Raw genomic sequence first — 21,922 nt, forward strand, 5'->3', positions numbered from 1 at the left:
AGACTCAATGCTTTGCTAACTCCCGGACGGAAAGTGTAATGAGCTACCGCGTAATCGCCCTTGACCTCGACGGCACCCTGCTGACCCCTACTAAAACCATTTTGCCTGAATCGATCGAAGCTTTAGCCCGCGCACAACAGGCGGGGGTCAAAGTGCTGATTGTGACCGGTCGCCACCACTGCGCCATTCATCCTTTTTATCAGGCGCTGCAGCTGGATACACCCGCAATCTGCTGTAACGGCACCTACTTGTACGACTATCAGGCGAAAAAAGTATTGGCTTCCGATCCGCTGGAAAAAAGCCAGGCGAGCCGCGTGATTGAGATGCTCGATCAGGAGAACATTCACGGCCTGCTGTATGTCGATGATGCGATGCTGTATCAGGAGCCGACGGGCCACGTGACGCGCACTCTGAACTGGGCACAATCTCTGCCGGAAGCGCAGCGTCCGCTGTTCCTGCAGGTGCCAAGCCTGGCGCAGGCAGCGCTGGATGCAAAATCCATCTGGAAGTTCGCCCTCTCCCATCCTGACACCCGTGCATTACAGCAGTTTGCTGAGCGCACCGAAGCGGAACTCGGTTTGGCGTGTGAATGGTCGTGGCACGATCAGGTGGATATTGCTCAGGCAGGCAACAGTAAAGGTAAGCGTCTGGCGCAATGGGTAGAAAGTCAGGGCTTGAGCATGCAGGATGTGCTGGCGTTCGGCGATAACTACAACGATCTCAGCATGCTGGAACAGGTCGGTTTAGGCGTGGCGATGGGCAATGCTGATGACGCGATTAAAGCGCGCAGCAAAAAGGTGATTGGCACCAATTTGGAGCCAGGTATTGCCGAAGTGATTTATCAGGAAGTCCTGTAAGCACAGGATGTTCGCGGTGCGCACCACGGCGCACCTTGCGAATGCTTAAGGTGCGGCCGCTGCTGCACCTGATTGTTAATAATGAGGGTCACACCGGGTGCTTTCATCCGCACATCGCACACATTTTGTCTGATCGCCCTTGATGACCCTAAGGTCAAGCCGTGATCGCCACGCTCTTAATTTGCGCATACAGCCATTGATCGGGCCGGATCCCCAGCTCATCTCGCGCCCACGGCGAAATTCGCGCCCACAGTTCGCTAATGCCAATGCGCAACTTCACTTCCACCTGATCGTCAATCTCCAATAACTCGACCACCTGAGCCGGCAGGATATTGCGCACCGAGGTGTTTTGCGGCGGCTGCAAGGCCAGCGACACATCACCAGAAGCGATACGAATGCGCAGTGCGGTTTTCAGCGGCTGGTTGACGCGGCTTACCCAAATATGCTGATCCCCCAAAGAGAGTGCCGTCATCGGGTAATCGGGATGCTGTTCCAGAACCTGCACTCTGAGCACGCTGCTGCGATCGGCTATCGGCAGCCACGGGCGCATGGCTGCACTGCTCCACACCTTCTCCAGCGAACCAAAGGCTTTGACTTTGCCGCTGTCGAGCACCAGCACGTTGTCCGCCAGTTGCAGAATTTCATCCAGGCTGTGCGAGACGTAGAGAATCGGAATATCGACCTGTTTCGCCAGCTTTTGCAGATACGGCATCAGTTCGCGTTTGCGTGGCAGATCCAGTGACGCCAGCGGCTCATCCATCAATAAGATGTCGGGCGCGGTAAGCAGTGCACGGCCAATCGCCACGCGCTGTTTCTCGCCGCCTGACAACGAGGCCGGAAAACGGCTCAGCAGAGGCTCAAGGCCCAGTAATGCCACCAGCGCGTTAAACTGCGGCTTCATGGCAGCAGCCATGCCATATTGCAAATTGCCGCGCACCCGATAGTGCGGAAACAGCCGAGCGTCCTGGAACACATAGCCAACGCGGCGTTTTTCCGGCGGCAGATTGACCTGCGTCGCCGAATCAAACAGCAGACGATCGTTGAGCTGAATCTGGCCGCTTTGCGGCTGTGTCAAACCGCCAATCGCGTTGATCAGCGACGTTTTGCCCGCACCGGATACACCAAAAACAGCCGTAATGCCGCTGCCGGGAACCTGCACGTTGACGTTCAGTTGGTGATCGCCCAGCAACTGGGAAATATTGAGATTAAGCATCAGGCTGCCCCCAGCCGCTTACGGCCCCAACGTGCCAACAGCTCAGAGGCCACCAGCGATAACAGCGCCAGCGCAATGGCCACCGCACACAAGCGTGCGGCAGTGCCTTCTGCGCCGGGGGTTTCAATCAGGGTGAACATCGCCGAGGGAATGGTGCGCGTCTCGCCGGGGATATTCGAAACGAAGGTGATGGTGGCGCCAAACTCACCCAGTGAACGGGCGAAAGCGAGAACGGTACCGACAATGATGCCCGGTAGCGTAAGCGGCAAGGTGATAGTGAAGAACACGCGCCAGCGACCGGCACCGAGCGTGCGTGCTGCCTGTTCCAGTTTGGTATCCACCGCTTCCAGTGCCAGACGAATCGCCCGCACCATCAGCGGAAAAGCCATCACGGCCGAAGCCAGTACCGCCCCACGCCAGCTAAAGGCCAGGGTGAAACCGAACCAGTCGTAAAGCCACTCGCCGATGAATCCACGTCGGCCCAGTGCAATCAGCAACAGATATCCCACCACCACCGGTGGCAATACCAGCGGCAAATGGATAAGACTGTCGAGTAAGGTTTTACCTGGAAACCGGCAACGTGCCAGAATCCAGGCCATCATGATGCCAAACGGCAAGCTAAACAGCACCGCTACGCTGGAGACTTTTAAGCTGAGAAACACGGCCTGCCATTCGGGATCACTGAGTATCATTTCTTCGGCGCAAATCCATACTGTTTAAACACAGCAGCGGCGTCCGGCCCCTGCAAATATTTGTAGAAGGCTTCAACCGTTGCGTTCTGATGATCTTTTACCACCGCCATCGGATATTCCACTGGCTTGTGGCTATCGTCCGGGAAGCGTCCTACTACCTGCACTTTGTCACTGGCAACCGCATCAGAACCGTACACGATGCCATACGGTGATTCATTACGTTCGACCAGCGCCAATGCGGCACGGACGTTGTTAGCCGGTGCAAGCTGCGGCGACACCGTATCCCACGCGCCCAGCTTTTGCAGCGCTTCTTTGGCATAAATCCCGGCCGGGACATGATCCGGATCGCCCACCGCCAGACGTTCGCCTTTCAACAAACTTTTCCAGTCAGTTTTTGCATTGATAGTCACCGCTTTTGCGCTGTCGCTTTTCGGTGCCACCAACACTAAATCATTGCCCAGCAAGGTGTAGCGGGTGTTCTCCACCACACTCTTTTTATCCACCGCATAGTCCATCCACTGCTGATCAGCAGAGATAAACAGATCGGCCGGTGCCCCCTGTTCGATCTGGCGCGCCAGCGTCGAGGATGAAGCGAAGGACGATACCACTTCAACGCCGCTCTTTTTCTGATATTGCGTGGCAATATCCTGCATCGCATTGGTTAACGATGCCGCAGCAAACACGGTGATCTTCTCTGCCGCCACAGCGTGACCGGCCATGGAAACAGTCAGTACGGTAATAGCAGCCCAGCGGTAATTGATTTTCAGCATTTTTTACTCCTTGTTACGTTATATATTCGATAATACAACGTGGGAACAAATGCTGTCATGAACTTAATATCGGCAGGATTGAGGGGAAGTTAAAGAAAAAACGCCCGCTGAGTGCGGGCGCTTGTAAAATCAGTGTTGCGAGCTGTTGGCAGGACGATCGTCGCGGCGGCCAAATTTGGAGATGACGTTGAACACTTCACCCAGGCCGTAAATCAGACCGAGCATAATGGCCATCACAATTGGCACCATGATGACAGCCACAGCCAGGCTTTTAATCAGTTCCAGCATGGAAACCTCACGCAGAAAATAAAAAAGTGATTGTAACGGTTAGGGAAAAAAACGCACTGCCCTTTTCGTGCTTTTACTTTTGGCCTTACACTTGTCGTACTCACTTAAGGAGCTGACATGCAGGCAGAACTTTCTCTTCACATTCGTCTTCAGCAGAAGCTGTTTGCCGACCCTCGTCGCATCGAACTGCTGAAACGCGTGCAGGAAACCGGCTCCATCAGCCAGGGCGCTAAATTAGCGGGCATCAGCTACAAAAGTGCCTGGGATGCCATCAACGACATGAATCAGATGGCTGATAAAACCTTAGTCGACCGTGCCACCGGAGGCAAAGGCGGCGGCGGCGCGCAGCTGACGCGCTATGGCGAGCGTCTGATTCAGCTGTTTCACCTGATGGAGCAGATCCAGCAGAAAGCTTTTGATGCGCTGCAAAACGACAGCCTGCCGCTCGACAGTTTACTGGCGGCGATTGCGCGTTTCTCCCTGCAAACCAGTGCGCGCAATCAGCTATTTGGCACGGTGATGGCGCGCGATCACCATCAGGTGCAGCAGCACATTGAGGTTCAGCTGGCCGACGGCGTCACGCGTTTGCAGGTGGCAATCACCGAACGCAGTGCCGAACGTCTGCAGCTCGACAGTGGCAAAGAGGTGCTGGTGCTGATCAAAGCACCGTGGATTCAGGTGAGCCGGGATGTGGTAAACAGCGATAATCAATTGCAGGTAACGATCAGCGCCATCGAGCCAGGTGAACAGGTCAGCGAAGTGTTGATGACATTGCCGAGTGGTGAAACCCTGTGTGCAACGGTGAACAACGCGCAGGTGCAACAGCAGAATCTGCAGCCGGGCGACAGAGTAACCGCCAGTTTTAATGCGGAACACGCCATCATCGCCACACTGCTCTGAAAACCAGGCCATGATTTGACTTCGTCTGCGTCGCTCGCTACAACTGAGTAACACGATGCATAAAACGGAATGAATCATGGCTTCATTGCAAATTTCGCAAGGCATATTTCACCTTAGCGACACCCGAGCACTGTCCCTCAACGATCTGACTCTTAAAAGCGGCGAAAGCTGGGCCTTCGTCGGCGCCAACGGCAGCGGTAAATCCGCCCTGGCGCGCGCACTTTCTGGTGAACTCTTGCCGGGTAAAGGCGCGGTTACCCAGGACTTTCAGCGTCGCACGCGCCTCTCGCTGGAGCAGCTGCAAAAGCTGGTGGCGCAGGAGTGGGAACGCAACAACACCGATCTGCTGAGTGAAGGCGAAGACGATACTGGCCGCACCGCCGCACAGATCATTCAGGATGAAGTGAAGGATGAGGCGAGGTGTCAGGCGCTGGCCCAGCAGTTTGGCATCACCTATCTGCTCGATCGCCGCTTCAAATACCTCTCCACCGGCGAAACCCGCAAAACCCTGCTGTGCCAGGCGCTGATGGCGCAGCCCGATTTATTGATTCTCGATGAACCTTTCGATGGATTAGATGTTGCCTCACGCGCCAGCCTGGCGGAGACGCTGAGCGATCTGCACCAGCATGGCTTTACCGTGGTGCTGGTGCTCAACCGCTTTGACGATATTCCTGACTTTGTGCAACAGGTCGGTGTGCTGGCCGAGTGCACTCTCACCCACGTCGGTGAGCGCCAGGCGATACTGGCAGAAGCACTGGTTGCGCAACTGGCACACAGTGAGAAACTCGACGGCATGGCGTTGCCAGAAGCGGATGCGCCGGATCAGTTGCCGCAGCTGGCGGAAGACGCGCCACGCGTGATTCTGCGTAATGGCGTGGTGTCGTATAACGATAAAGCGGTGATCGACGGGCTGAGCTGGCAGGTGAATCCCGGCGAGCACTGGCAAATTGTGGGGCCCAACGGCGCGGGTAAATCCACTCTGTTGAGTCTGGTGACCGGCGATCATCCGCAAGGCTACAGCAACGACTTAACCCTGTTTGGTATCCGTCGCGGCAGCGGTGAAACCATTTGGGACATCAAACAGCACATTGGTTACGTCAGCAGCAGTTTGCATCTCGATTATAGCGTCAGCTGCAACGTGCGCACCGTGGTGCTGTCCGGCTTTTTCGATTCGATCGGCTTGTATCAACCCGCTTCGGATCGGCAGAAAGCGCTGGCGCGCCAGTGGCTGGCCTTATTGGGTATGGACAATCATCTGGCCGATGCGCCGTTCCACGGTTTGTCATGGGGCCAGCAGCGCCTGGTGCTGATTGCGCGTGCGCTGGTCAAACATCCTACCCTGCTCATTCTGGATGAGCCGCTGCAGGGGCTCGATCCAATTAACCGCCAGCTGGTGCGCCGCTTTGTTGATGTGCTGATTGGTGAAGGACGAACGCAGTTACTGTTTGTCTCACACCATGCCGAAGATGCGCCGCAGTGTATTACTCATCGCCTGAGCTTTGTGAAGCAGGATGAAGGATACGGATTCCAGCAGGATGATTTGCGATAACCTCATCGTCATCAACCCCGCCCCTGCATCGTAGGGGCATATTTATGCTTCAATCCGGTCTTCTGCTAAACCCTTTTACATTGTCGCGTGCGCATTGATATTCACCTCATTGAAAAGCCGATGTAACCGCTACCATTTACCCGCCTGGTATTTCAGCAAACGCGCGTTATAACCCCACAAAATGAGAATCGTCACCTTGTGTAAACGATACCATTTATCCAGACTGGATCACGCTTTGGGGCCCGCCTTTGTGCTACCTTGATCGCAGTGATTTTGATCCGTTTGCCGTTTACCAGGACTCGTTATGGAAAAATTTAATCCGGTTGATCATCCGCATCGCCGTTATAACCCATTGATCGATCAGTGGGTGTTGGTCTCACCGCATCGTGCCAAGCGTCCATGGCAGGGTGCGCAGGAAACGCCTGCGCTGGAACAACTGCCTGCGCACGATCCTGATTGCTTCCTGTGTGCCGGCAACACCCGCATCACCGGGGATAAAAACCCCGATTATAAAACCACCTATGTTTTCACCAACGACTTTGCCGCGCTGATGACCGATACACCCGATGCGCCGCAAAGCGACGATCTGCTGATGCGCTGTGAGAGCGCACGCGGCACCAGCCGGGTAATTTGCTTCTCACCTGACCACAGTAAAACGCTGCCGGAACTGCCGCTCAGTGGACTGGAAGATATTGTGCGCACCTGGCAAGAGCAGACCGCCGATCTCGGTCAGCACTATCCATGGGTGCAGGTGTTTGAGAACAAAGGCGCAGCGATGGGCTGCTCAAATCCCCATCCGCACGGCCAGATCTGGGCTAACAGTTTTCTGCCTAATGAAGCGCAAAAAGAAGATGATAATCAGCGCCGCTACTTTGACGAAAAAGGTTCGCCGATGCTGGTGGATTACGCCGCACGCGAGCTGAAAGACGGTAGTCGTACCGTGGTGGAGACCGAACACTGGCTGGCCGTGGTGCCATGGTGGGCCGCGTGGCCGTTTGAAACCCTGCTGCTGCCAAAAGCCCACATCAAACGCATCACAGATTTGACCGCTGCTCAGCGCAGCGATCTGGCGCTGGCGCTCAAGCAGCTCACCAGCCGCTATGACAACCTGTTCCAGTGCTCCTTCCCCTACTCCATGGGCTGGCACGGCGCGCCCTTTAACGGCGAAGCCAACGATCACTGGCAGCTGCATGCCCACTTCTATCCACCGCTGCTGCGTTCAGCCACGGTGCGCAAATTTATGGTTGGCTATGAAATGCTGGCCGAAACCCAACGTGATTTAACGGCGGAACAGGCAGCAGAACGTCTGCGTTCTGTCAGCGATATCCATTTCCGCGAGGCGCAATAAATGTCATTAAAGTCCACTACTCAACAGGTTTTCGCTGACACTTTTGGCTATCAACCGACGCACAGCATGCAGGCGCCAGGCCGCGTGAATCTGATTGGTGAGCACACCGATTACAACGACGGCTTTGTGCTGCCGTGCGCCATTGATTACCAGACGGTGATTGCCTGCGCCAAACGTGACGACCGCCAGGTGCGCGTGGTCGCGGTTGATTATGATAATCAGCAGGACAGCTTCTCACTGGATGCGCCGATTGAAGCGTTAAAAGAGCCGATGTGGGCCAACTACGTGCGCGGTGTGGTGAAACATCTGCAGAAGCGTGATGCCAGCTTTGGCGGTGCCGATCTGGTGATCAGTGGCAACGTGCCACAGGGTGCGGGCCTGAGTTCATCGGCGTCACTGGAAGTGGCGGTCGGCACCGTGTTCCAGCAGCTCTATCAGCTGAAGCTGGACGGCGCTGCGATTGCGGTTAACGGTCAGGAAGCGGAAAACCAGTTCGTTGGTTGCAACTGCGGCATCATGGACCAGCTGATTTCTGCGCTGGGTCAGCCCGATCACGCCATGCTACTGGACTGCCGCACACTCGGCACACGCGCCGTCTCGATGCCGGAGGATGTCGCGGTGGTGATCATCAACTCCAACTTCCGCCGCAGCCTGGTGGGCAGCGAGTACAACACCCGCCGTGAGCAGTGCGAAACCGGTGCACGCTTCTTCAACAAACCGGCGCTGCGCGATGTCACGCTGGAAGAGTTTGCCGCGTCGGAATCGCAGCTGGATGCGCTGGTGGCAAAACGTGTGCGCCATGTCATCACCGAAAATGCCCGTACGCTGGAAGCCGCCGATGCGCTGAGCAGTGGCGATCTGAAGCGCATGGGTGAACTGATGGCCGAATCCCACGCCTCAATGCGTGATGATTTTGAAATCACCGTTCCGCCTATCGATCAGCTGGTGGAGATTGTCAAGGCAGAGCTCGGTCCGCGTGGCGGCGTTCGTATGACCGGCGGCGGCTTTGGCGGCTGCATCGTGGCACTGATGCCAACCGAACTGGTGGATCAGGTGAAAGCCGCGGTTGCCGAAAAATACGAAGCGCAGACCGGCATCAAAGAAACCTTCTACGTGTGCAAAGCGTCAGCAGGAGCAGGCAAATGGTAAGCGACGTCAACTCACATGCGCCAGACGGGCAACTGTGGCGCATGACCGTGCTGCGCAATCGCAACGGCATGGTGGTCACTTTTATGGATTGGGGCGCGACCTGGCTCTCCGCGCGCGTGCCGATGCAGGATGGCAGCGTGCGTGAAGCGCTGCTGGGCTGCGCCACACCATCGGACTATCTGCATCAGGATGCTTACCTTGGCGCGACGGTGGGCCGCTACGCCAACCGCATCGCTTCGGCTGAGCTTAAGCCGCTAAATCTGCTGCTGGCCGCTAATCAGGGTGCGCATCAACTGCACGGCGGACCGGAAGGCTTCGATAAGCGCCGCTGGCAAATTGTCAGCCAGAGCGAGACCGAAGTGCACTATCGTATCGATTCACCCGATGGCGATCAGGGTTTCCCTGGCAACCTGATTGCCGAAGTGATTTACCATCTTGACGATGATAACTGCCTGTCGATCACCTATGACGCGCAGACCGACAAGCCCTGCCCGGTGAACCTCACCAACCATGCTTACTTCAATCTTGACGCGCATCATGGCGATGCACGCCAGCATCGCTTACAACTGCACGCGGATCGTTACTTACCGGTCGATAGCGAAGGCATCCCTAACGCGCCACTGAAAGCCGTGGCCGGCACCAGCTTCGATTTCAATCAACCGAAGTGTGTGATGGATGACTTCCTCGCCGATGACGATCAAAAAGCGGTGAAAGGCTATGACCACGCGTTTCTGCTCAGCACCGCTGGCGACAGCACTCAGCCCGCCGCCGAACTGTGGTCGGCCGATGGCAAACTGGCGCTGACCGTGTTTACCGCCGCACCGGCGCTGCAGTTCTACTCCGGCAACTATCTGGATGGAACACGCGCCCGTGAACAGGGCAGCTATACTGCTTTCCAGGGCATCGCGTTGGAGAGTGAATTTTTACCGGATTCGCCCAACCATACCGAGTGGCCGCAGCCTGATTGCTGGCTGCAACCCGGCGATCGCTGGCAGTCTGTGACGCGTTATCGCTTCACACCGCAGTAAGCCAGCGGATGAAAAACGCGCACTGCGTTAGCGACAGGCTTACGCCGTGCGTTGTTTTCCGCTATGGTATGGCGCTATCAGTGTGCCGCTTTTCAGGTGGCCGCAGCCGGTTTCTATAATCATCGAAACATCAAGCATTAAGGAGTTAAGCTATGGCCGTAACTAAGCTGGTTCTGGTGCGACACGGCGAAAGCCAGTGGAACCAGGAAAACCGCTTCACCGGATGGTATGACGTGGATCTGTCAGACAAAGGTCGCACCGAAGCCAAAGCAGCCGGTCAGCTGCTGAAGAAAGAAGGTTTCGTGTTTGATTTCGCTTATACCTCCGTGCTGAAACGCGCCATCCACACCCTGTGGAACGTGCTGGATGAGCTGGATCAGGCGTGGCTGCCGGTTGAGAAAACCTGGCGTCTGAACGAGCGTCACTACGGTGCGCTGCAGGGTCTGGATAAAGCTGAAACCGCCGCCAAATACGGCGACGATCAGGTAAAACAGTGGCGTCGTGGCTTTGCCATCACCCCACCAGAACTGGATCGTGCGGATGAGCGTTTCCCGGGCCACGACCCACGTTACGCATCACTGACCGACGCACAGCTGCCAACCACCGAGAGCCTGGCACTGACCATCGAACGTGTTATTCCTTACTGGAATGAAAGCATTCTGCCGCGCATCAAAAGCGGTGAGAAAGTGATCATTGCAGCACACGGTAACTCACTGCGTGCGTTGGTAAAATACCTCGATAACCTTAGCGAAGATGAAATCCTCGAACTGAACATCCCAACTGGTGTGCCGTTGGTGTATGAGTTCGATGAGAACTTCAAACCGCTGAAGCGTTACTACCTGGGTGATGCCGACGAGATTGCCGCGAAAGCTGCAGCCGTGGCTAACCAGGGTAAAGCCAGGTAATTCCCGGCTTAAAAACAAAAAGGCCAGACGCGAGTCTGGCCTTTTTTATTGCGCGTTAAGCAATTAGCCGCGGCGTTGTTTGATTGCCTGCGCCAGTTGACGCAAGGCTTTCTCGGTGTCTTCCCAGCCGATGCAGGCATCGGTGACGCTCTGGCCGTAAACCAGCTCTTTACCGCTGTCGAGGCTCTGATTCCCTTCCACCAGATGGCTCTCGATCATCACGCCAGTAATCGCCTGCTCACCGCCCGCGATCTGCTGCGCCACATCATCAGCGACCACCATCTGACGCTGGAACTGCTTGCTGCTGTTGGCATGGCTAAAGTCGATCATCACCTGCGGACGCAAGCCCGCTTTCTCCAGACCGGTTTTCACCGCTGCCACGTGTTCTGCGCTGTAGTTCGGCTCTTTGCCGCCGCGCAGAATGATATGGCAATCTTCGTTACCGCTGGTTTCGACAATCGCCGAATGACCGAATTTGGTGACGGAGAGGAAGCAATGCGGCGCGCTGGCGGCACCAATCGCGTCGATAGCCACTTTAATGGTGCCATCGGTGCCGTTTTTGAAGCCGACCGGGCAAGATAAACCGGAAGAGAGTTCACGATGCACCTGGGATTCGGTGGTTCGCGCGCCAATGGCGCCCCAGCTCATCAGATCCGCCATATATTGTGGGGTGATCATATCAAGGAACTCGCCTGCCGCTGGCAGACCGATGTCGTTGATATCCACCAACAGCTTACGCGCCAGACGCAGGCCATCGTTGATCTGGAAGCTGCCATCCATAAACGGATCGTTGATCAGCCCTTTCCACCCCACAGTGGTACGCGGTTTTTCGAAATAAACACGCATGACCACTTCCAGCTCACCTTTCAGCTCGTCACGCAGCGTCAGCAGACGGCTCGCATACTCTTTAGCGGCTTCGGTATCGTGGATTGAGCAAGGACCGATCACCACCAGCAGACGATCGTCCTGACCGTGCAGAATGCGGTGAATCGCCTGACGTGCCTGAGCAACGGTTTCAGCGGCTTTATCGGTAGCGGGGAATTTTTCGAGCAAAGCAACAGGCGGTAATAATTCTTTGATTTCTCTGATGCGTAAATCGTCGTTCTGATAATCCATACATAATTCCATTCAAATTTCTGGCCCCGCGTTCGCCGGGCGCAACCCGTTAAATGTATCCCTTCAGGCTGCGAGTGTAAATTCCACGCTCGCGTAAATGCTTCTGTGAAATTTGCATTTATACGCTCATGAACTAAGCTTTTAAACGTAAGCACTGAGGAATGAGGTTCTTGCGCTATTTAATTTTTAAGCGAAGCGTTAACGATGGAATTATATTCCGTCACGGTACGTTATTTTCGTCACTCAGCACCCGTGGTGTTTGACGGCAACTCTCCATCGATTAAAGGAGCATAATGATGAATAAGTTTGCAATTATCTTTCTGACGGCAGCGATGACCCTGGGCAGCGGTGCAGCAATGGCTGCAGCGAATAATAATGGTGAAGCGAATGCCTCAGCGGAAGCTGGCGCGGCTGCAGGTGGCGCTAAACAGAATCTGCCACCGAATAATGTTGATAACAGCAAAATCAATAACGGTAGCACCAATGCTAACAGTGCGGCGACTTCCGGCACTGATTCCAGCAATATGTCCGCTGAAGAAGTTCACAAAAATACCATGTGTAAAGATGGTAAATGCCCGGATGTAAATAAAAAAGTTGAAACGAAGGAAGGTGGTGGAGACGTCAACAAGAAAACTGACGGCACTTCACAGTAATCTTTTTTTAGTCACACAAAGGGAGAGCTTCGGCTCTCCCTTTGTATTTCCGCACCTGCTTTTCCGCTATGCTAAAACCATGAAATTCAGAGGAACTGTTTCATGGCTTCACTGCTGCTTATTGATGACCATCCGTTAGTTGAAGTCGCTCTGGAAGCGGCCTGTGTTCACTCCCCTATCCCGGTAAAACTGCACGCCGCCGCGACTGAAGCTGAAGCGCACCAGCTTTTACAGCACCATCAATTTGATCTCATCGTGCTCGATATTGGCTTGCCGGACAGCGATGGCCTCGAATTATTGCGCCGTCTGCGCGCCCGCGATCCAAATTGCCCGGTGTTAATCTATTCCGCACAGCAGAGTCGCCACACCTTGCTGAGTGCCGTGTCGCTTGGTGCGGCGGGCTATGTGGTAAAAAGCCAGAGCATGGCGCAATTGCTGAGTGCGATTCTGGCGGTGCTCGGCGGGCAGCAAGCTTTTCCGCCGCTGCCCGAGCGTATCGAGCTGCCGCTCACCGAGAAAGAACAGCAAATCGTCGCACTGCTAGTGCGCGGGCTGTCTAATTTGCAGATTGGCGAGCAACTGCATATCAGCAATAAAACCGTCAGCACCCACAAGAAAAACATTCTGGAGAAAACCGGCGTGCAGTCGGTGGTGGAGCTGGCCGAACTGTGGAAAGCCCAACAGTGAAAGTCATCTTGTGGCTGTGTCTGCTGTTGATCAGCTTAACGGCTCGCGCCGACTTACAGCCCGCCAGCAGCGTGATGCTCCCCGCCATGATGCCCGCACCGCATGTCGAGCCATGGCCGCAACCCACCTTACGCGTTGCCGTCCCGGCGCAAAACAGCGCGCCCTGGGCGATGCGCATTGGCGATCGTATCTGGGGGATTGATGCCGATTACCTTAGCGCGCTGAGCCAACTCACCGGCACGCGCTTTAGCCTGCAAAGTTACGCCGATCGTTCCCAGCAGCTGGCGGCACTGGAGCGCGGTGAGGTCGATTTCGTATTGAGCAACGAACATGCACAGCTGCCGGAAAACATCCTGGTCAGCGACAGCTGGGTTAACAGTCCGATCCGCATTTACCGCAATCGTGATAATCAACGCGCGGTGATGTTCAACAGTGAAAATGCCCAGCTCACCATCGCGGAAGCCACACTGGCACAACTGCCTGATGCCTTTGTGCAAAACCATCGCTGGCACAGCCTGCCAGGCGATTTACAGGCGCTGTATGCGCTGCTCAATCAGCAGAGTGACTATCTGGTGGCGGATGAAACCAGCGCCGGCTTTCTGCTTAATCAGCTGCAACAGGGGCAGATTTACCAGATCACCGCCGATCCCGGCGCCGGTGAACTGTCGCTACGCGCACTGGCGCGCGATCCCACGCTGATCCACTGGCTCAATACCCAGCTGCGCCTGCTGCCCGCGGAGTTCAGTAATCGCGTGCAACAGCGCTGGAGCCCGCCTTTGCTGCGTTATCAGGATACGCAAACGCTGATGCTGTCGGCTGCTGAGAAGCAATGGCTGTCCGCACAGAGCGAGATTCCTTATGCCGCAGAAGTGGATAATGCCCCCTGGAGCTATCGCGATGGCAACGGCAATGCTCGCGGCTTTGGTATTGATCTGCTTAATGCGTTAAGCCAAAGCACCGGGCTGCGTTTCACACCGCGCTGGGTGAGCAATCCCCAACAGGCGCAGACGTTGATGCAGCAACATCAGGTGATGCTGAATTTGCTACAACCCCTGAACGGCGACGATACCAGCAGCAACACATTGCCAGTGTGGCGCGCGATTTGGGGGATTTACACGCTTAATACGCAGCAGCCGATGAGCTGGCAATCCCTGCAACATCAGCGAGTGGGCGTACTGCGCGCCGACCTGGCGCAACGGCTTCTGCCTGAGAACATCACGCCCCAACTGTTCGATGACCGTGCCCAGCTCTGGCAAGCCCTGAACAGCGGTCAGATTGATGCACTGGTAGATAATGTCCTGTCTGCACGCTGGCGCATGGCCAGCCACGCGGATAATCGTGTCCATTTAGCCTTTGCCGCCAGCGATGTTGCCTGGCCGCTGGCACCTCAGGTAAGCCAGGATCAGCCGCAACTCCAGGGGTTGCTGGATCATGCACTGCAGCAAATCCCAGCGGATACGCTCAATCAGATGCGCATTAACTGGTCGCAGCCGCCCCAGCCAGGCACCACTATGGCGATGCGCAATGTGCCGCTGATGATTTTGATGGCGGCCGGGATGATCATTTTGCTGCTGTTAGTGCTGCTGCTGCGCCGCTACCTGCAACAGCGGCGCGATCGCCTGCAGCGTGAACAAGCAGAGCGCGCTAACGCCGCCAAAAGTCAGTTTCTGGCCACCGCCAGCCACGAATTGCGCACGCCAATGCAGGCGATTCTCGGCCTGCTGGAACTCGAACAGCAGCAGCATCCTAGCGAGCGTTTGACACTGATGCACAGCAGTGCGCGCTCGCTGATGGCGCTACTGAACGATCTGCAAGACCATGCACGCATTGAGAATCAGAGTTTTCGCCTGGCACCGCATCCGCTCCATCTGGCAGATTGGCTGCAGCAACAGCTGCAGTTCTATCACCCTTTGATGCGCGAATCCGGTCCGATATTGTTGGTTGAGGCGCTCACGCCCTTGCCGACGCGCGTGATGCTGGATGGCGATCGCCTGCAGCAGGTGGTGAACAATCTGGTGGCCAACGCGCTGAAGTTCACGCGCCAGGGTGAAGTCAGGCTGTCGCTCGCCGTCACCGATCAGATTCAGTTAACGGTCGCCGACAGCGGCAGCGGTATTCCACTCAGCGAACAAGCGCAGCTGTTTGAACCCTGGTATCAGGCACCGTCGGGCAAAAGCCACGCCGTGCAGGGCAGCGGCCTGGGTTTATTTATCTGCCGCGAGATCGTGCAACGTATGGGCGGCCAGTTAACGCTGACTTCTGCGCCGGAACAAGGCACCACAGTGAAGGTGATATTGCCGCTCGACCTCTGTGAGGATGCGCCCACCGAACGCCATGCTGCCTGGCCGCGCTATCCGCATCTGCGGGTGGCGATTGTTGATGACCATCCCACCAATCTGTTGGTCTTGCAGCAGCAGCTGGCTCGATTCGCTATCACGGCGCAGGTGTTCGAAGAGGGGCGTAGCCTGTTGCGCGCCGATGCGCTTCAGCCGTTTGATGTGCTGTTGATTGACCAGATGATGCCACGCCCGGATGGATTAACACTGCTGCGCATCTTACGCCGCCGCCAGCAGCGACGCAGCAAACCAGCACTGCGCGTACTCTGCTCCGCCGACGTGCAACTGCTCAAGGTAGCGTTGCAAGAAGACGAAGCGCTGTTGTTGAAACCGATTGAGCTGGATGATCTCGCGGCTCTGCTGACACGCACGGTGCGCGATCCTCTCCGACAACTGCCCGACAGTTTAATGATTCTGGCCCAGCACAATGAGGCCTTTATCCCGCGCATTTGCCAGACACTGCAACGCACGCTGCAGCAGGATCGCGATGCGCTACTGGCGGCCAGCGTCGAGCATGACTGGCCCGCTGTCGAGCGTGCCGCCCATCGCATGAAAGGCAGCTGGCTGTTGCTCGGCATGGATGAGATGGCCGAACGTTGTCAGCAGCTCACCGATCAGGCAAAACAGCAGCGTCTGGACGATGATGCGCTCAATTTACTGATATCATTAACGAACAGGTTACTGGAACAACTGGAAAGTTATGGCACACACTCATTCTCACGGCGCGCATAACGGCAATCGTACGCGTCTGGCGGCGGCGTTTGGCGTCACCGCGCTGTTTATGATTGCCGAAGTGATTGGTGGCGTGGTATCGGGTTCGCTGGCGCTGCTGGCGGATGCCGGACATATGCTCACTGACGCCGCCGCGCTGTTGATGGCGCTGCTGGCCGTGCAGTTTGCTCAGCGCAAACCCAGCGCCCGCCACACCTTTGGCTTACTGCGCCTCACCACACTTGCCGCCTTTGTGAATGCCATCGCGCTGCTGGTGATTACGGCACTGATTGTCTGGGAAGCGCTGCGCCGTTTCTATCAACCTCAGCCGGTTGCTGGCGGATTAATGTTGGGGATTGCGATTGCCGGTTTGCTGGCTAATCTGCTCTCTTTCTGGCTGTTACATCGTGGTAGTGAAGAAAAAAATCTCAACGTACGTGCGGCGGCGCTGCATGTGCTGGGCGATCTGCTCGGCTCCGTTGGCGCGATTGTTGCCGCTATCATTATCATGCTGACCGGCTGGACACCGATCGATCCGATTCTCTCACTGCTGGTTTCGCTATTGGTGGTACGCAGCGCGTGGTCGTTGCTGCGGGAAAGTCTGCATGAGCTACTGGAGGGCGCGCCGAGCGGGATTAACGTGGATAAACTGGCACGCGAGCTGACACGCAACATCGCGGAAGTGCGCAATGTGCATCATATACATGTGTGGCAGGTGGGAGAGAAGCCGGTGCTGACATTACATGTGCAGGTGATCCCACCTTACGATCATGACGGGCTGCTGGTACGTATTCATCAATATTTGCATGAACACTATCAGATTGCGCATGCCACTGTGCAGATGGAGTATCAGCCTTGTACCGGTCATGATTGCGAACTCTGCGCGGAGCAGAGCTCGCATCAGCACTCACATGAACATCTCACGCTGGATGGTCACGCCCATCACCATCACTGATTCGACAGCGCGCGCGACCCGTGTTCGCGCGCACTTTGCATCCACAAGCGGGAACCGTTAAGCGCGATCAACGTCAGAATCGCGTATTCCAGCGACATCGCATACACGCCCTGACGGGCAAAAATCATCACACTAATCACGTTGATCACCACCCACAGTAGCCAGTTCTCGACGTATGTCCGCGTCATCAGAATCATCGCCACAATCGACAGCACCATCATGCAGGAATCCCAGAACGGGAAGGCATCCGGCTGCAGTTGTGGCATCGTCACGTTCAGGCCGAGACTCTGCATGATACCGACGGCGATTTTGGTCAGAAACGCGAACACCGGATCGATATACAGCGTCATCAGCGCAATGGCGATTATGCACGCTGCGCCCCAGCCAAGCGCCTTCGGCAACGGCAACCAGCGAATCTTCAGTGCGGCTTCATTGGCGGTGTTCTGACGACTCCACGCGTACCAGCCGTAAACATTGGCGACGAAGAAGAACAGTTGCAGCAGTAAACTGGCATACAGCTCAATCTGGAAGAAGATCACCGCAAACAGCGTGACGTTAATCAGCCCGAAGAAGTAGTTGATGATCTTCTCCTGGCTAGCGAGCCAGATACACAGCAGACCCGCAAGGGTGCCCACCGCCTCGATCCATGACAGGTCGTAGCCACCCACGCCAATAGGAATGTGAACCAAAATATTTTGTGTGCTGAAGAAGTCCATGATCTGCACCTGTATGAAAGCCGCCTTACGCGTTCCCTTTCACCTTGAGTTTGAGTTGTGCTGCAAAGTCTAGCATGCGGTTAAGCGGTATCAATGCGGCTTCGCGCAGCGCATCATCGACATGGATTTCATGCTCGCTGCCGCCGTGCTCCAGCCCTTCGGCAATGGCTTTCAGGCCATTCATCGCCATCCACGGACAGTGCGCGCAGCTGCGACAGGTCGCGCCCTCACCTGCCGTCGGCGCTTCCAGCAGCTCTTTATCCGGCACCGCCTGTTGCATCTTGTAGAAGATGCCGCGATCGGTGGCAACGATCATTTGCGGATGCGGCAGGTTTTTCGCCGCCTGAATCAGCTGGCTGGTGGAGCCGACAGCATCCGCCAGATCGACGATCGCCTGTGGGGATTCCGGATGTACGAGGATCGCGGCCTCCGGATAGAGCGTTTTCATGCGCTGCAGGGCCTGAGTTTTGAACTCGTCATGCACGATGCACGCGCCCTGCCAGCACAGCACGTCTGCTTTGGTCTGTTGGGTGACGTAACGGCCCAGATGGCGATCCGGTGCCCAGATAATTTTCTCACCAAGGCTGTCGAGATGTTCAATCAGCTCAACCGCAATACTGGAGGTGACAACCCAATCCGCGCGCGCTTTGACGGCGGCCGAGGTGTTGGCGTACACCACCACCGTGCGGTCCGGATGTTCATCACAGAAGCGATTGAACTCCTCAATGGGGCAACCAAGATCGAGTGAACACTCTGCATGCAGCGTCGGCATCAACACGGTTTTTTCCGGGCTGAGAATTTTGGCGGTTTCGCCCATAAAACGCACGCCCGCCACCAGCAGCGTTTTTGCCGGATGGGTGCTGCCGAAGCGCGCCATTTCCAGTGAGTCCGAGACGCAGCCGCCGGTCTCTTCCGCCAGCGCCTGAATTTCAGGATCGGTGTAGTAATGCGCGACCAGCACCGCATCGCGCTCTTTTAATAAGCGTTTGATTTCAGAGATGTAGTGGGATTTTTCATCCTGGCTGAGACGCGCCGGTTTCGGCGGAAAGGGATAAATCGCGCTTTCAGGATCGAACATCAGACTCATGACACGGCTCTCGTTTTCTCAATTTAACAAAATCGCCTGTTACAGCGATGATGCGGCATCAAAACCGCTATCGTGTTTTATATGCTAAACACGATAGCGGAATTGCGCGAGAGTGTCGTCTCTTTTTTATGCGGTTTACAAGCCACCTAACGATTTCTGCGGGTTTTCCAGTTCCAGCAAGAACGCTTTGACCGCCAGACCGCCCGCGAAACCAGTGAGCTTACCGTTGCTGCCAATCACCCGATGGCAGGGCGCCATGATCGACAGAGGATTTTTACCGTTGGCCGCCCCCACCGCGCGCATGGCTTTCGGGTTGCCGATCTGTTCCGCAATTTGCTGATAGCTACGGGTTTCACCAAACGGAATGGTGAGCAGCGCTTGCCAGACTTTTTTCTGGAATTCAGTGCCGACCGTGTCGTAAGGCATGTCGAACTGCTGGCGCTCTCCGGCAAAATATTCGCGCAGCTGGCGTTCGGCCTCACACAGGATCGGATGCTGATCGTTACGGCTGATGGGTTTCAGCGGCACGCGTTGCGAGCCTTCGTTTTCCCACAGAATCGCTGATAACCCGTTATCGGTCGCAATCAACGTCAGCTCACCAACTGGCGTGGGAATGATTTTGGCATGATACATAAGGCAACTCCGGCATAAATCAGTGTGTCATTATCGCACTTCTGCCGCGATAAACTGGCTGTTTTCGGTCATGAGCATAAACTGGTTAGCTGTCCGAAAGCAGCGAGTTTTGCTTTGCCACTTGCGCGACGATACCCAAAACAATGCAAGGCGCAAGAAGGCGGCAAACGAGAGACTCATCGAACAGTCGATTTGAACCGCGCTGGCCTGCAGGGGAACCTCCTTTAGGAGGTCCATCATCCCGATGACTTTATCAAGTACGTGATTCGGATGATCGAGAGCAGCCAGCGTTTCTGCGCTTTAAAGTAGGAAAGGTATAGCCGGTTTATTAGCTGGAGACGATGATGTTTGATCCCGAGATTGCATACCAGGCGCTGACCTCGCGCGACAGTCGTTTCGACGGCGTGTTCTTTGTTGGCGTGACCTCGACCGGCATTTACTGTCGGCCCATTTGTCCGGTGAAAGCGCCGATGCAGAAGAACTGCCTGTTTTTTGGCAGCGCCGAAGCCGCCGAAAAAGCGCATTTCAGACCCTGCCTGCGCTGCCGTCCTGAGTTAGCGCCGGGCTTCGCACCGGTCGATAGTCATCACCGCATCGCCGATCGTTTGATTCGTCGTATTGAAGAAGGCCTGTTGGAAGAGCAAGAGACCCTGGCCGAAATTGCCAACGAGTTTGACCTGAGTGAACGCCAGCTACGCCGCGTGATCCAGCAGGAGCTGGGCGTGTCACCGCTGGAGCTGCGCCAAACGCGGCGTATGCTGCTGGCGAAGCAACTCCTGACGGAGACTTCATTGCCCGTTACCGAAATCGCCTACGCCAGTGGCTTTCGCAGTTTGCGCCGCTTTAATGATGTGTTTCAGGCACGCTACCGTATGACGCCTTCGCGTCTGCGCAAGCAGAGTCAACCAGAGAGCGTGACCACCGTACAAGAGAGCGCGGAATTGCGTCTGAGTTATCGCCCCCCTTATGACTGGGATGCCATTTTGGATTTTCTTCAGCAGCGTGTGATGAAAGAGGCCGAGTGGGTCAGTGAAGGTGCTTATCACCGCACCGTGGCGCTGGGGAACTGTCGGGGCTGGGTACGCGTCAGCCATTTGCCTGAGAAGCAGGCACTCAAGGTGCAGTTCACCACCACCTTGACGCCGGTTTTGCCTGCTCTGCTGCGTCGCCTGCGCGACCTGTTTGATCTCGATGCCCAACCACAACGCATCAGCGAGCAGCTAAGCCAGGATCCGTTGTTAGCTGAGAGTCTGGCACGTTATCCTGGGTTACGCGTTCCTGGGGCGTTTGATGGCTTTGAGTTGGGGGTGCGCGCAATTCTTGGCCAGCAGGTGACGGTTAAGGCTGCGACCACCTTGAGCAGTCGTGTGGCGCAGCGTTTCGGCGAGCCATTAGTGACACCATGGCCGGAACTTTCTCGCCTGCCTCCGACGGCGGAATCCCTCGCTAGCGCAACCATTGATGATATTGCTAGCCTCGGTATTGTGAGCGCCCGCTCGCAGGCGATTCAGGCGCTGGCACAGGCATGCGCCTCCGGTGCGCTGCGCTTTAATGGCGCGGTGAATCCTGACGTGGTTCGGCAGCAGCTGCTGGCATTGAAAGGCGTAGGGCCATGGACGGCGAGTTATATCGCCATGCGCGCCCTGCGCTGGCCGGATGCGTTCCCTAAAGAGGATATTGCGATTCGTAATAATCTTGGTGGGGTGAGTGCCAAAGTGGCAGAGCAGTTATCGCAGGTTTGGCGCCCGTGGCGCAGCTATGCGGTGTTGCATATCTGGAAGAGTTTGACGCCTGATAAATCGGCTGACAAAAAGAAAAAGGCATGACTGTGCGTACGTTTTGGGAATGGGGTCATCCGTCGTGCATTCTAGCTGCTAGTAAACAACGACAGAGCGTTCCAGTCGACAATAAGGGGCGGTTGCGTAAAGACGCCGTGAATACATCCCTGTAGGCTCTGGTGGCGCATCCCTGCGCCACAAGCTTTACTTCACCGCCCCTTATTGCCGCCTTCATGGCACATCTCTGCGGTTTTTTAAAAGCATTAACCAAAGCCACATAAGTCCGGCAAGGCGGGAGCGGAAGAGCAAAGCGTCCGAGCCATGGATGGCGAGGCCGATCCACAGGGATGTGAGACTCCTTCGCGTTCCGTACCGCCTTGACGGGCTGACGCACGGACTCATAGCAAGTTCAGCTAAAACTTTGAGAATTGAAGAATTGAAGATTTGAGAAACGCAGAAAAGCAAAAAGGCGCCTTTAGGGCGCCTTTCTACATAGTGGTGGGTCGTGCAGGATTCGAACCTGCGACCAATTGATTAAAAGTCAACTGCTC

General features: G+C 55.9%; 20 protein-coding genes. 12 read left to right on the forward strand and 8 right to left on the reverse strand.

The window, feature by feature from the left end:
- The first annotated feature begins 38 nt into the window (after positions 1-38).
- A complete protein-coding gene (locus RT340_RS06460) occupies positions 39-857 on the forward strand; it encodes a pyridoxal phosphatase (RefSeq protein WP_211728114.1) in 819 nt (272 codons plus the stop codon).
- A gap of 154 nt (positions 858-1,011) precedes the next feature.
- Here the strand turns inward: RT340_RS06460 and modC are convergent, their stop codons facing one another.
- The 4 genes from modC to RT340_RS06480 all read right to left on the reverse strand — a co-directional run bounded on the left by modC (position 1,012) and on the right by RT340_RS06480 (position 3,820).
- Positions 1,012-2,070: a molybdenum ABC transporter ATP-binding protein ModC gene (gene modC, locus RT340_RS06465; protein WP_211728113.1), complete on the reverse strand. Its 1,059-nt coding sequence runs from the start codon at positions 2,068-2,070 to the stop codon at positions 1,012-1,014.
- Positions 2,070-2,762: a molybdate ABC transporter permease subunit gene (gene modB / locus RT340_RS06470; protein ID WP_097117397.1), complete on the reverse strand. Its 693-nt coding sequence runs from the start codon at positions 2,760-2,762 to the stop codon at positions 2,070-2,072. Before modB ends, modC begins: the two co-directional genes overlap by 1 nt.
- Positions 2,759-3,532 (reverse strand): molybdate ABC transporter substrate-binding protein, encoded by a 774-nt coding sequence (gene modA / locus RT340_RS06475; protein ID WP_211728112.1) that lies wholly within the window; start codon positions 3,530-3,532, stop codon positions 2,759-2,761. The genes modB and modA overlap by 4 nt, the downstream gene beginning before the upstream one ends.
- Before the next feature lie 129 nt (positions 3,533-3,661).
- The gene (locus RT340_RS06480) at positions 3,662-3,820 is read right to left on the reverse strand and encodes an AcrZ family multidrug efflux pump-associated protein (RefSeq protein WP_313374879.1); all 159 of its coding nucleotides are present in this window, start codon (positions 3,818-3,820) and stop codon (positions 3,662-3,664) included.
- Between the two features lie 117 nt (positions 3,821-3,937).
- Here RT340_RS06480 and modE point away from each other — a divergent pair, with 117 nt between their 5' ends.
- The 6 genes from modE (at position 3,938) to gpmA (ending at position 10,699) form a co-directional block, all read left to right on the forward strand.
- Complete coding sequence (gene modE, locus RT340_RS06485) at positions 3,938-4,720, forward strand: molybdenum-dependent transcriptional regulator (RefSeq protein WP_313374881.1); 783 nt, start codon at positions 3,938-3,940, stop codon at positions 4,718-4,720.
- A gap of 76 nt (positions 4,721-4,796) precedes the next feature.
- Positions 4,797-6,269, forward strand: a complete 1,473-nt coding sequence (modF, locus tag RT340_RS06490) for a molybdate ABC transporter ATP-binding protein ModF (protein ID WP_313374883.1) — start codon at positions 4,797-4,799, stop codon at positions 6,267-6,269.
- A 304-nt stretch (positions 6,270-6,573) separates the two neighbouring features.
- Complete coding sequence (galT, locus tag RT340_RS06495; protein WP_313374885.1) at positions 6,574-7,617, forward strand: galactose-1-phosphate uridylyltransferase; 1,044 nt, start codon at positions 6,574-6,576, stop codon at positions 7,615-7,617.
- A complete protein-coding gene (gene galK, locus RT340_RS06500; RefSeq protein WP_313374887.1) occupies positions 7,618-8,766 on the forward strand; it encodes a galactokinase in 1,149 nt (382 codons plus the stop codon). It begins immediately after the preceding gene.
- Positions 8,760-9,794, forward strand: a complete 1,035-nt coding sequence (gene galM, locus RT340_RS06505; RefSeq protein ID WP_313374889.1) for a galactose-1-epimerase — start codon at positions 8,760-8,762, stop codon at positions 9,792-9,794. The genes galK and galM overlap by 7 nt, the downstream gene beginning before the upstream one ends.
- A 152-nt stretch (positions 9,795-9,946) precedes the next feature.
- Entirely contained in the window at positions 9,947-10,699 is a 753-nt protein-coding gene (gene gpmA / locus RT340_RS06510) for a 2,3-diphosphoglycerate-dependent phosphoglycerate mutase (RefSeq protein ID WP_160832586.1), read from the forward strand.
- Positions 10,700-10,762: 63 nt separating this feature from the next.
- Here gpmA and aroG read toward each other — a convergent pair whose 3' ends face one another.
- A complete protein-coding gene (gene aroG, locus RT340_RS06515; RefSeq protein WP_034821187.1) occupies positions 10,763-11,815 on the reverse strand; it encodes a 3-deoxy-7-phosphoheptulonate synthase AroG in 1,053 nt (350 codons plus the stop codon).
- 293 nt (positions 11,816-12,108) lie between these two features.
- Here aroG and RT340_RS06520 point away from each other — a divergent pair, with 293 nt between their 5' ends.
- From RT340_RS06520 to zitB, 4 genes are all read left to right on the forward strand, one after another.
- Entirely contained in the window at positions 12,109-12,468 is a 360-nt protein-coding gene (locus RT340_RS06520; RefSeq protein ID WP_160832587.1) for a YbgS-like family protein, read from the forward strand.
- A 102-nt stretch (positions 12,469-12,570) separates the two neighbouring features.
- Positions 12,571-13,155 carry a response regulator transcription factor gene (locus RT340_RS06525; protein ID WP_313374893.1) on the forward strand — a complete coding sequence of 195 codons (585 nt, stop codon included), beginning with the start codon at positions 12,571-12,573 and terminating at the stop codon, positions 13,153-13,155.
- A complete protein-coding gene (locus tag RT340_RS06530) occupies positions 13,137-16,223 on the forward strand; it encodes an ATP-binding protein (protein WP_211728106.1) in 3,087 nt (1,028 codons plus the stop codon). The genes RT340_RS06525 and RT340_RS06530 overlap by 19 nt, the downstream gene beginning before the upstream one ends.
- Positions 16,192-17,157 (forward strand): CDF family zinc transporter ZitB, encoded by a 966-nt coding sequence (gene zitB, locus RT340_RS06535; protein WP_313374896.1) that lies wholly within the window; start codon positions 16,192-16,194, stop codon positions 17,155-17,157. Before RT340_RS06530 ends, zitB begins: the two co-directional genes overlap by 32 nt.
- Here zitB and pnuC read toward each other — a convergent pair.
- The 3 genes from pnuC to RT340_RS06550 form a co-directional block, all read right to left on the reverse strand.
- A complete protein-coding gene (gene pnuC / locus RT340_RS06540) occupies positions 17,151-17,873 on the reverse strand; it encodes a nicotinamide riboside transporter PnuC (RefSeq protein WP_313374898.1) in 723 nt (240 codons plus the stop codon). The two genes, zitB and pnuC, sit on opposite strands and share 7 nt — an antisense overlap.
- A gap of 25 nt (positions 17,874-17,898) precedes the next feature.
- Positions 17,899-18,960, reverse strand: a complete 1,062-nt coding sequence (gene nadA / locus RT340_RS06545; RefSeq protein ID WP_097117408.1) for a quinolinate synthase NadA — start codon at positions 18,958-18,960, stop codon at positions 17,899-17,901.
- A gap of 135 nt (positions 18,961-19,095) precedes the next feature.
- Entirely contained in the window at positions 19,096-19,593 is a 498-nt protein-coding gene (locus tag RT340_RS06550) for a methylated-DNA--[protein]-cysteine S-methyltransferase (RefSeq protein WP_034829173.1), read from the reverse strand.
- Between the two features lie 344 nt (positions 19,594-19,937).
- Between RT340_RS06550 and RT340_RS06555 the strand changes: the two genes are divergently transcribed.
- Positions 19,938-21,419, forward strand: a complete 1,482-nt coding sequence (locus RT340_RS06555) for an AlkA N-terminal domain-containing protein (RefSeq protein ID WP_313374902.1) — start codon at positions 19,938-19,940, stop codon at positions 21,417-21,419.
- Positions 21,420-21,922 lie beyond the last annotated feature (503 nt).

The sequence above is a fragment of the Pantoea sp. CTOTU50773 genome (assembly GCF_032082325.1).
GTDB lineage: Bacteria > Pseudomonadota > Gammaproteobacteria > Enterobacterales > Enterobacteriaceae > Pantoea > Pantoea communis.

Coding starts and splice junctions, on each gene's coding strand:
- RT340_RS06525 (WP_313374893.1), top strand. CDS start 12,571: ATGGCTTCACTGCTGCTTATTGATGACCATCCGTTAGTTGAAGTCGCT.
- modB (WP_097117397.1), bottom strand. CDS start 2,762: ATGATACTCAGTGATCCCGAATGGCAGGCCGTGTTTCTCAGCTTAAAA.
- RT340_RS06550 (WP_034829173.1), bottom strand. CDS start 19,593: ATGTATCATGCCAAAATCATTCCCACGCCAGTTGGTGAGCTGACGTTG.
- pnuC (WP_313374898.1), bottom strand. CDS start 17,873: ATGGACTTCTTCAGCACACAAAATATTTTGGTTCACATTCCTATTGGC.
- modE (WP_313374881.1), top strand. CDS start 3,938: ATGCAGGCAGAACTTTCTCTTCACATTCGTCTTCAGCAGAAGCTGTTT.
- galT (WP_313374885.1), top strand. CDS start 6,574: ATGGAAAAATTTAATCCGGTTGATCATCCGCATCGCCGTTATAACCCA.
- modC (WP_211728113.1), bottom strand. CDS start 2,070: ATGCTTAATCTCAATATTTCCCAGTTGCTGGGCGATCACCAACTGAAC.
- zitB (WP_313374896.1), top strand. CDS start 16,192: ATGGCACACACTCATTCTCACGGCGCGCATAACGGCAATCGTACGCGT.
- aroG (WP_034821187.1), bottom strand. CDS start 11,815: ATGGATTATCAGAACGACGATTTACGCATCAGAGAAATCAAAGAATTA.
- RT340_RS06480 (WP_313374879.1), bottom strand. CDS start 3,820: ATGCTGGAACTGATTAAAAGCCTGGCTGTGGCTGTCATCATGGTGCCA.
- RT340_RS06460 (WP_211728114.1), top strand. CDS start 39: ATGAGCTACCGCGTAATCGCCCTTGACCTCGACGGCACCCTGCTGACC.
- gpmA (WP_160832586.1), top strand. CDS start 9,947: ATGGCCGTAACTAAGCTGGTTCTGGTGCGACACGGCGAAAGCCAGTGG.
- galK (WP_313374887.1), top strand. CDS start 7,618: ATGTCATTAAAGTCCACTACTCAACAGGTTTTCGCTGACACTTTTGGC.
- galM (WP_313374889.1), top strand. CDS start 8,760: ATGGTAAGCGACGTCAACTCACATGCGCCAGACGGGCAACTGTGGCGC.
- RT340_RS06555 (WP_313374902.1), top strand. CDS start 19,938: ATGTTTGATCCCGAGATTGCATACCAGGCGCTGACCTCGCGCGACAGT.
- modA (WP_211728112.1), bottom strand. CDS start 3,532: ATGCTGAAAATCAATTACCGCTGGGCTGCTATTACCGTACTGACTGTT.
- RT340_RS06520 (WP_160832587.1), top strand. CDS start 12,109: ATGATGAATAAGTTTGCAATTATCTTTCTGACGGCAGCGATGACCCTG.
- nadA (WP_097117408.1), bottom strand. CDS start 18,960: ATGAGTCTGATGTTCGATCCTGAAAGCGCGATTTATCCCTTTCCGCCG.
- modF (WP_313374883.1), top strand. CDS start 4,797: ATGGCTTCATTGCAAATTTCGCAAGGCATATTTCACCTTAGCGACACC.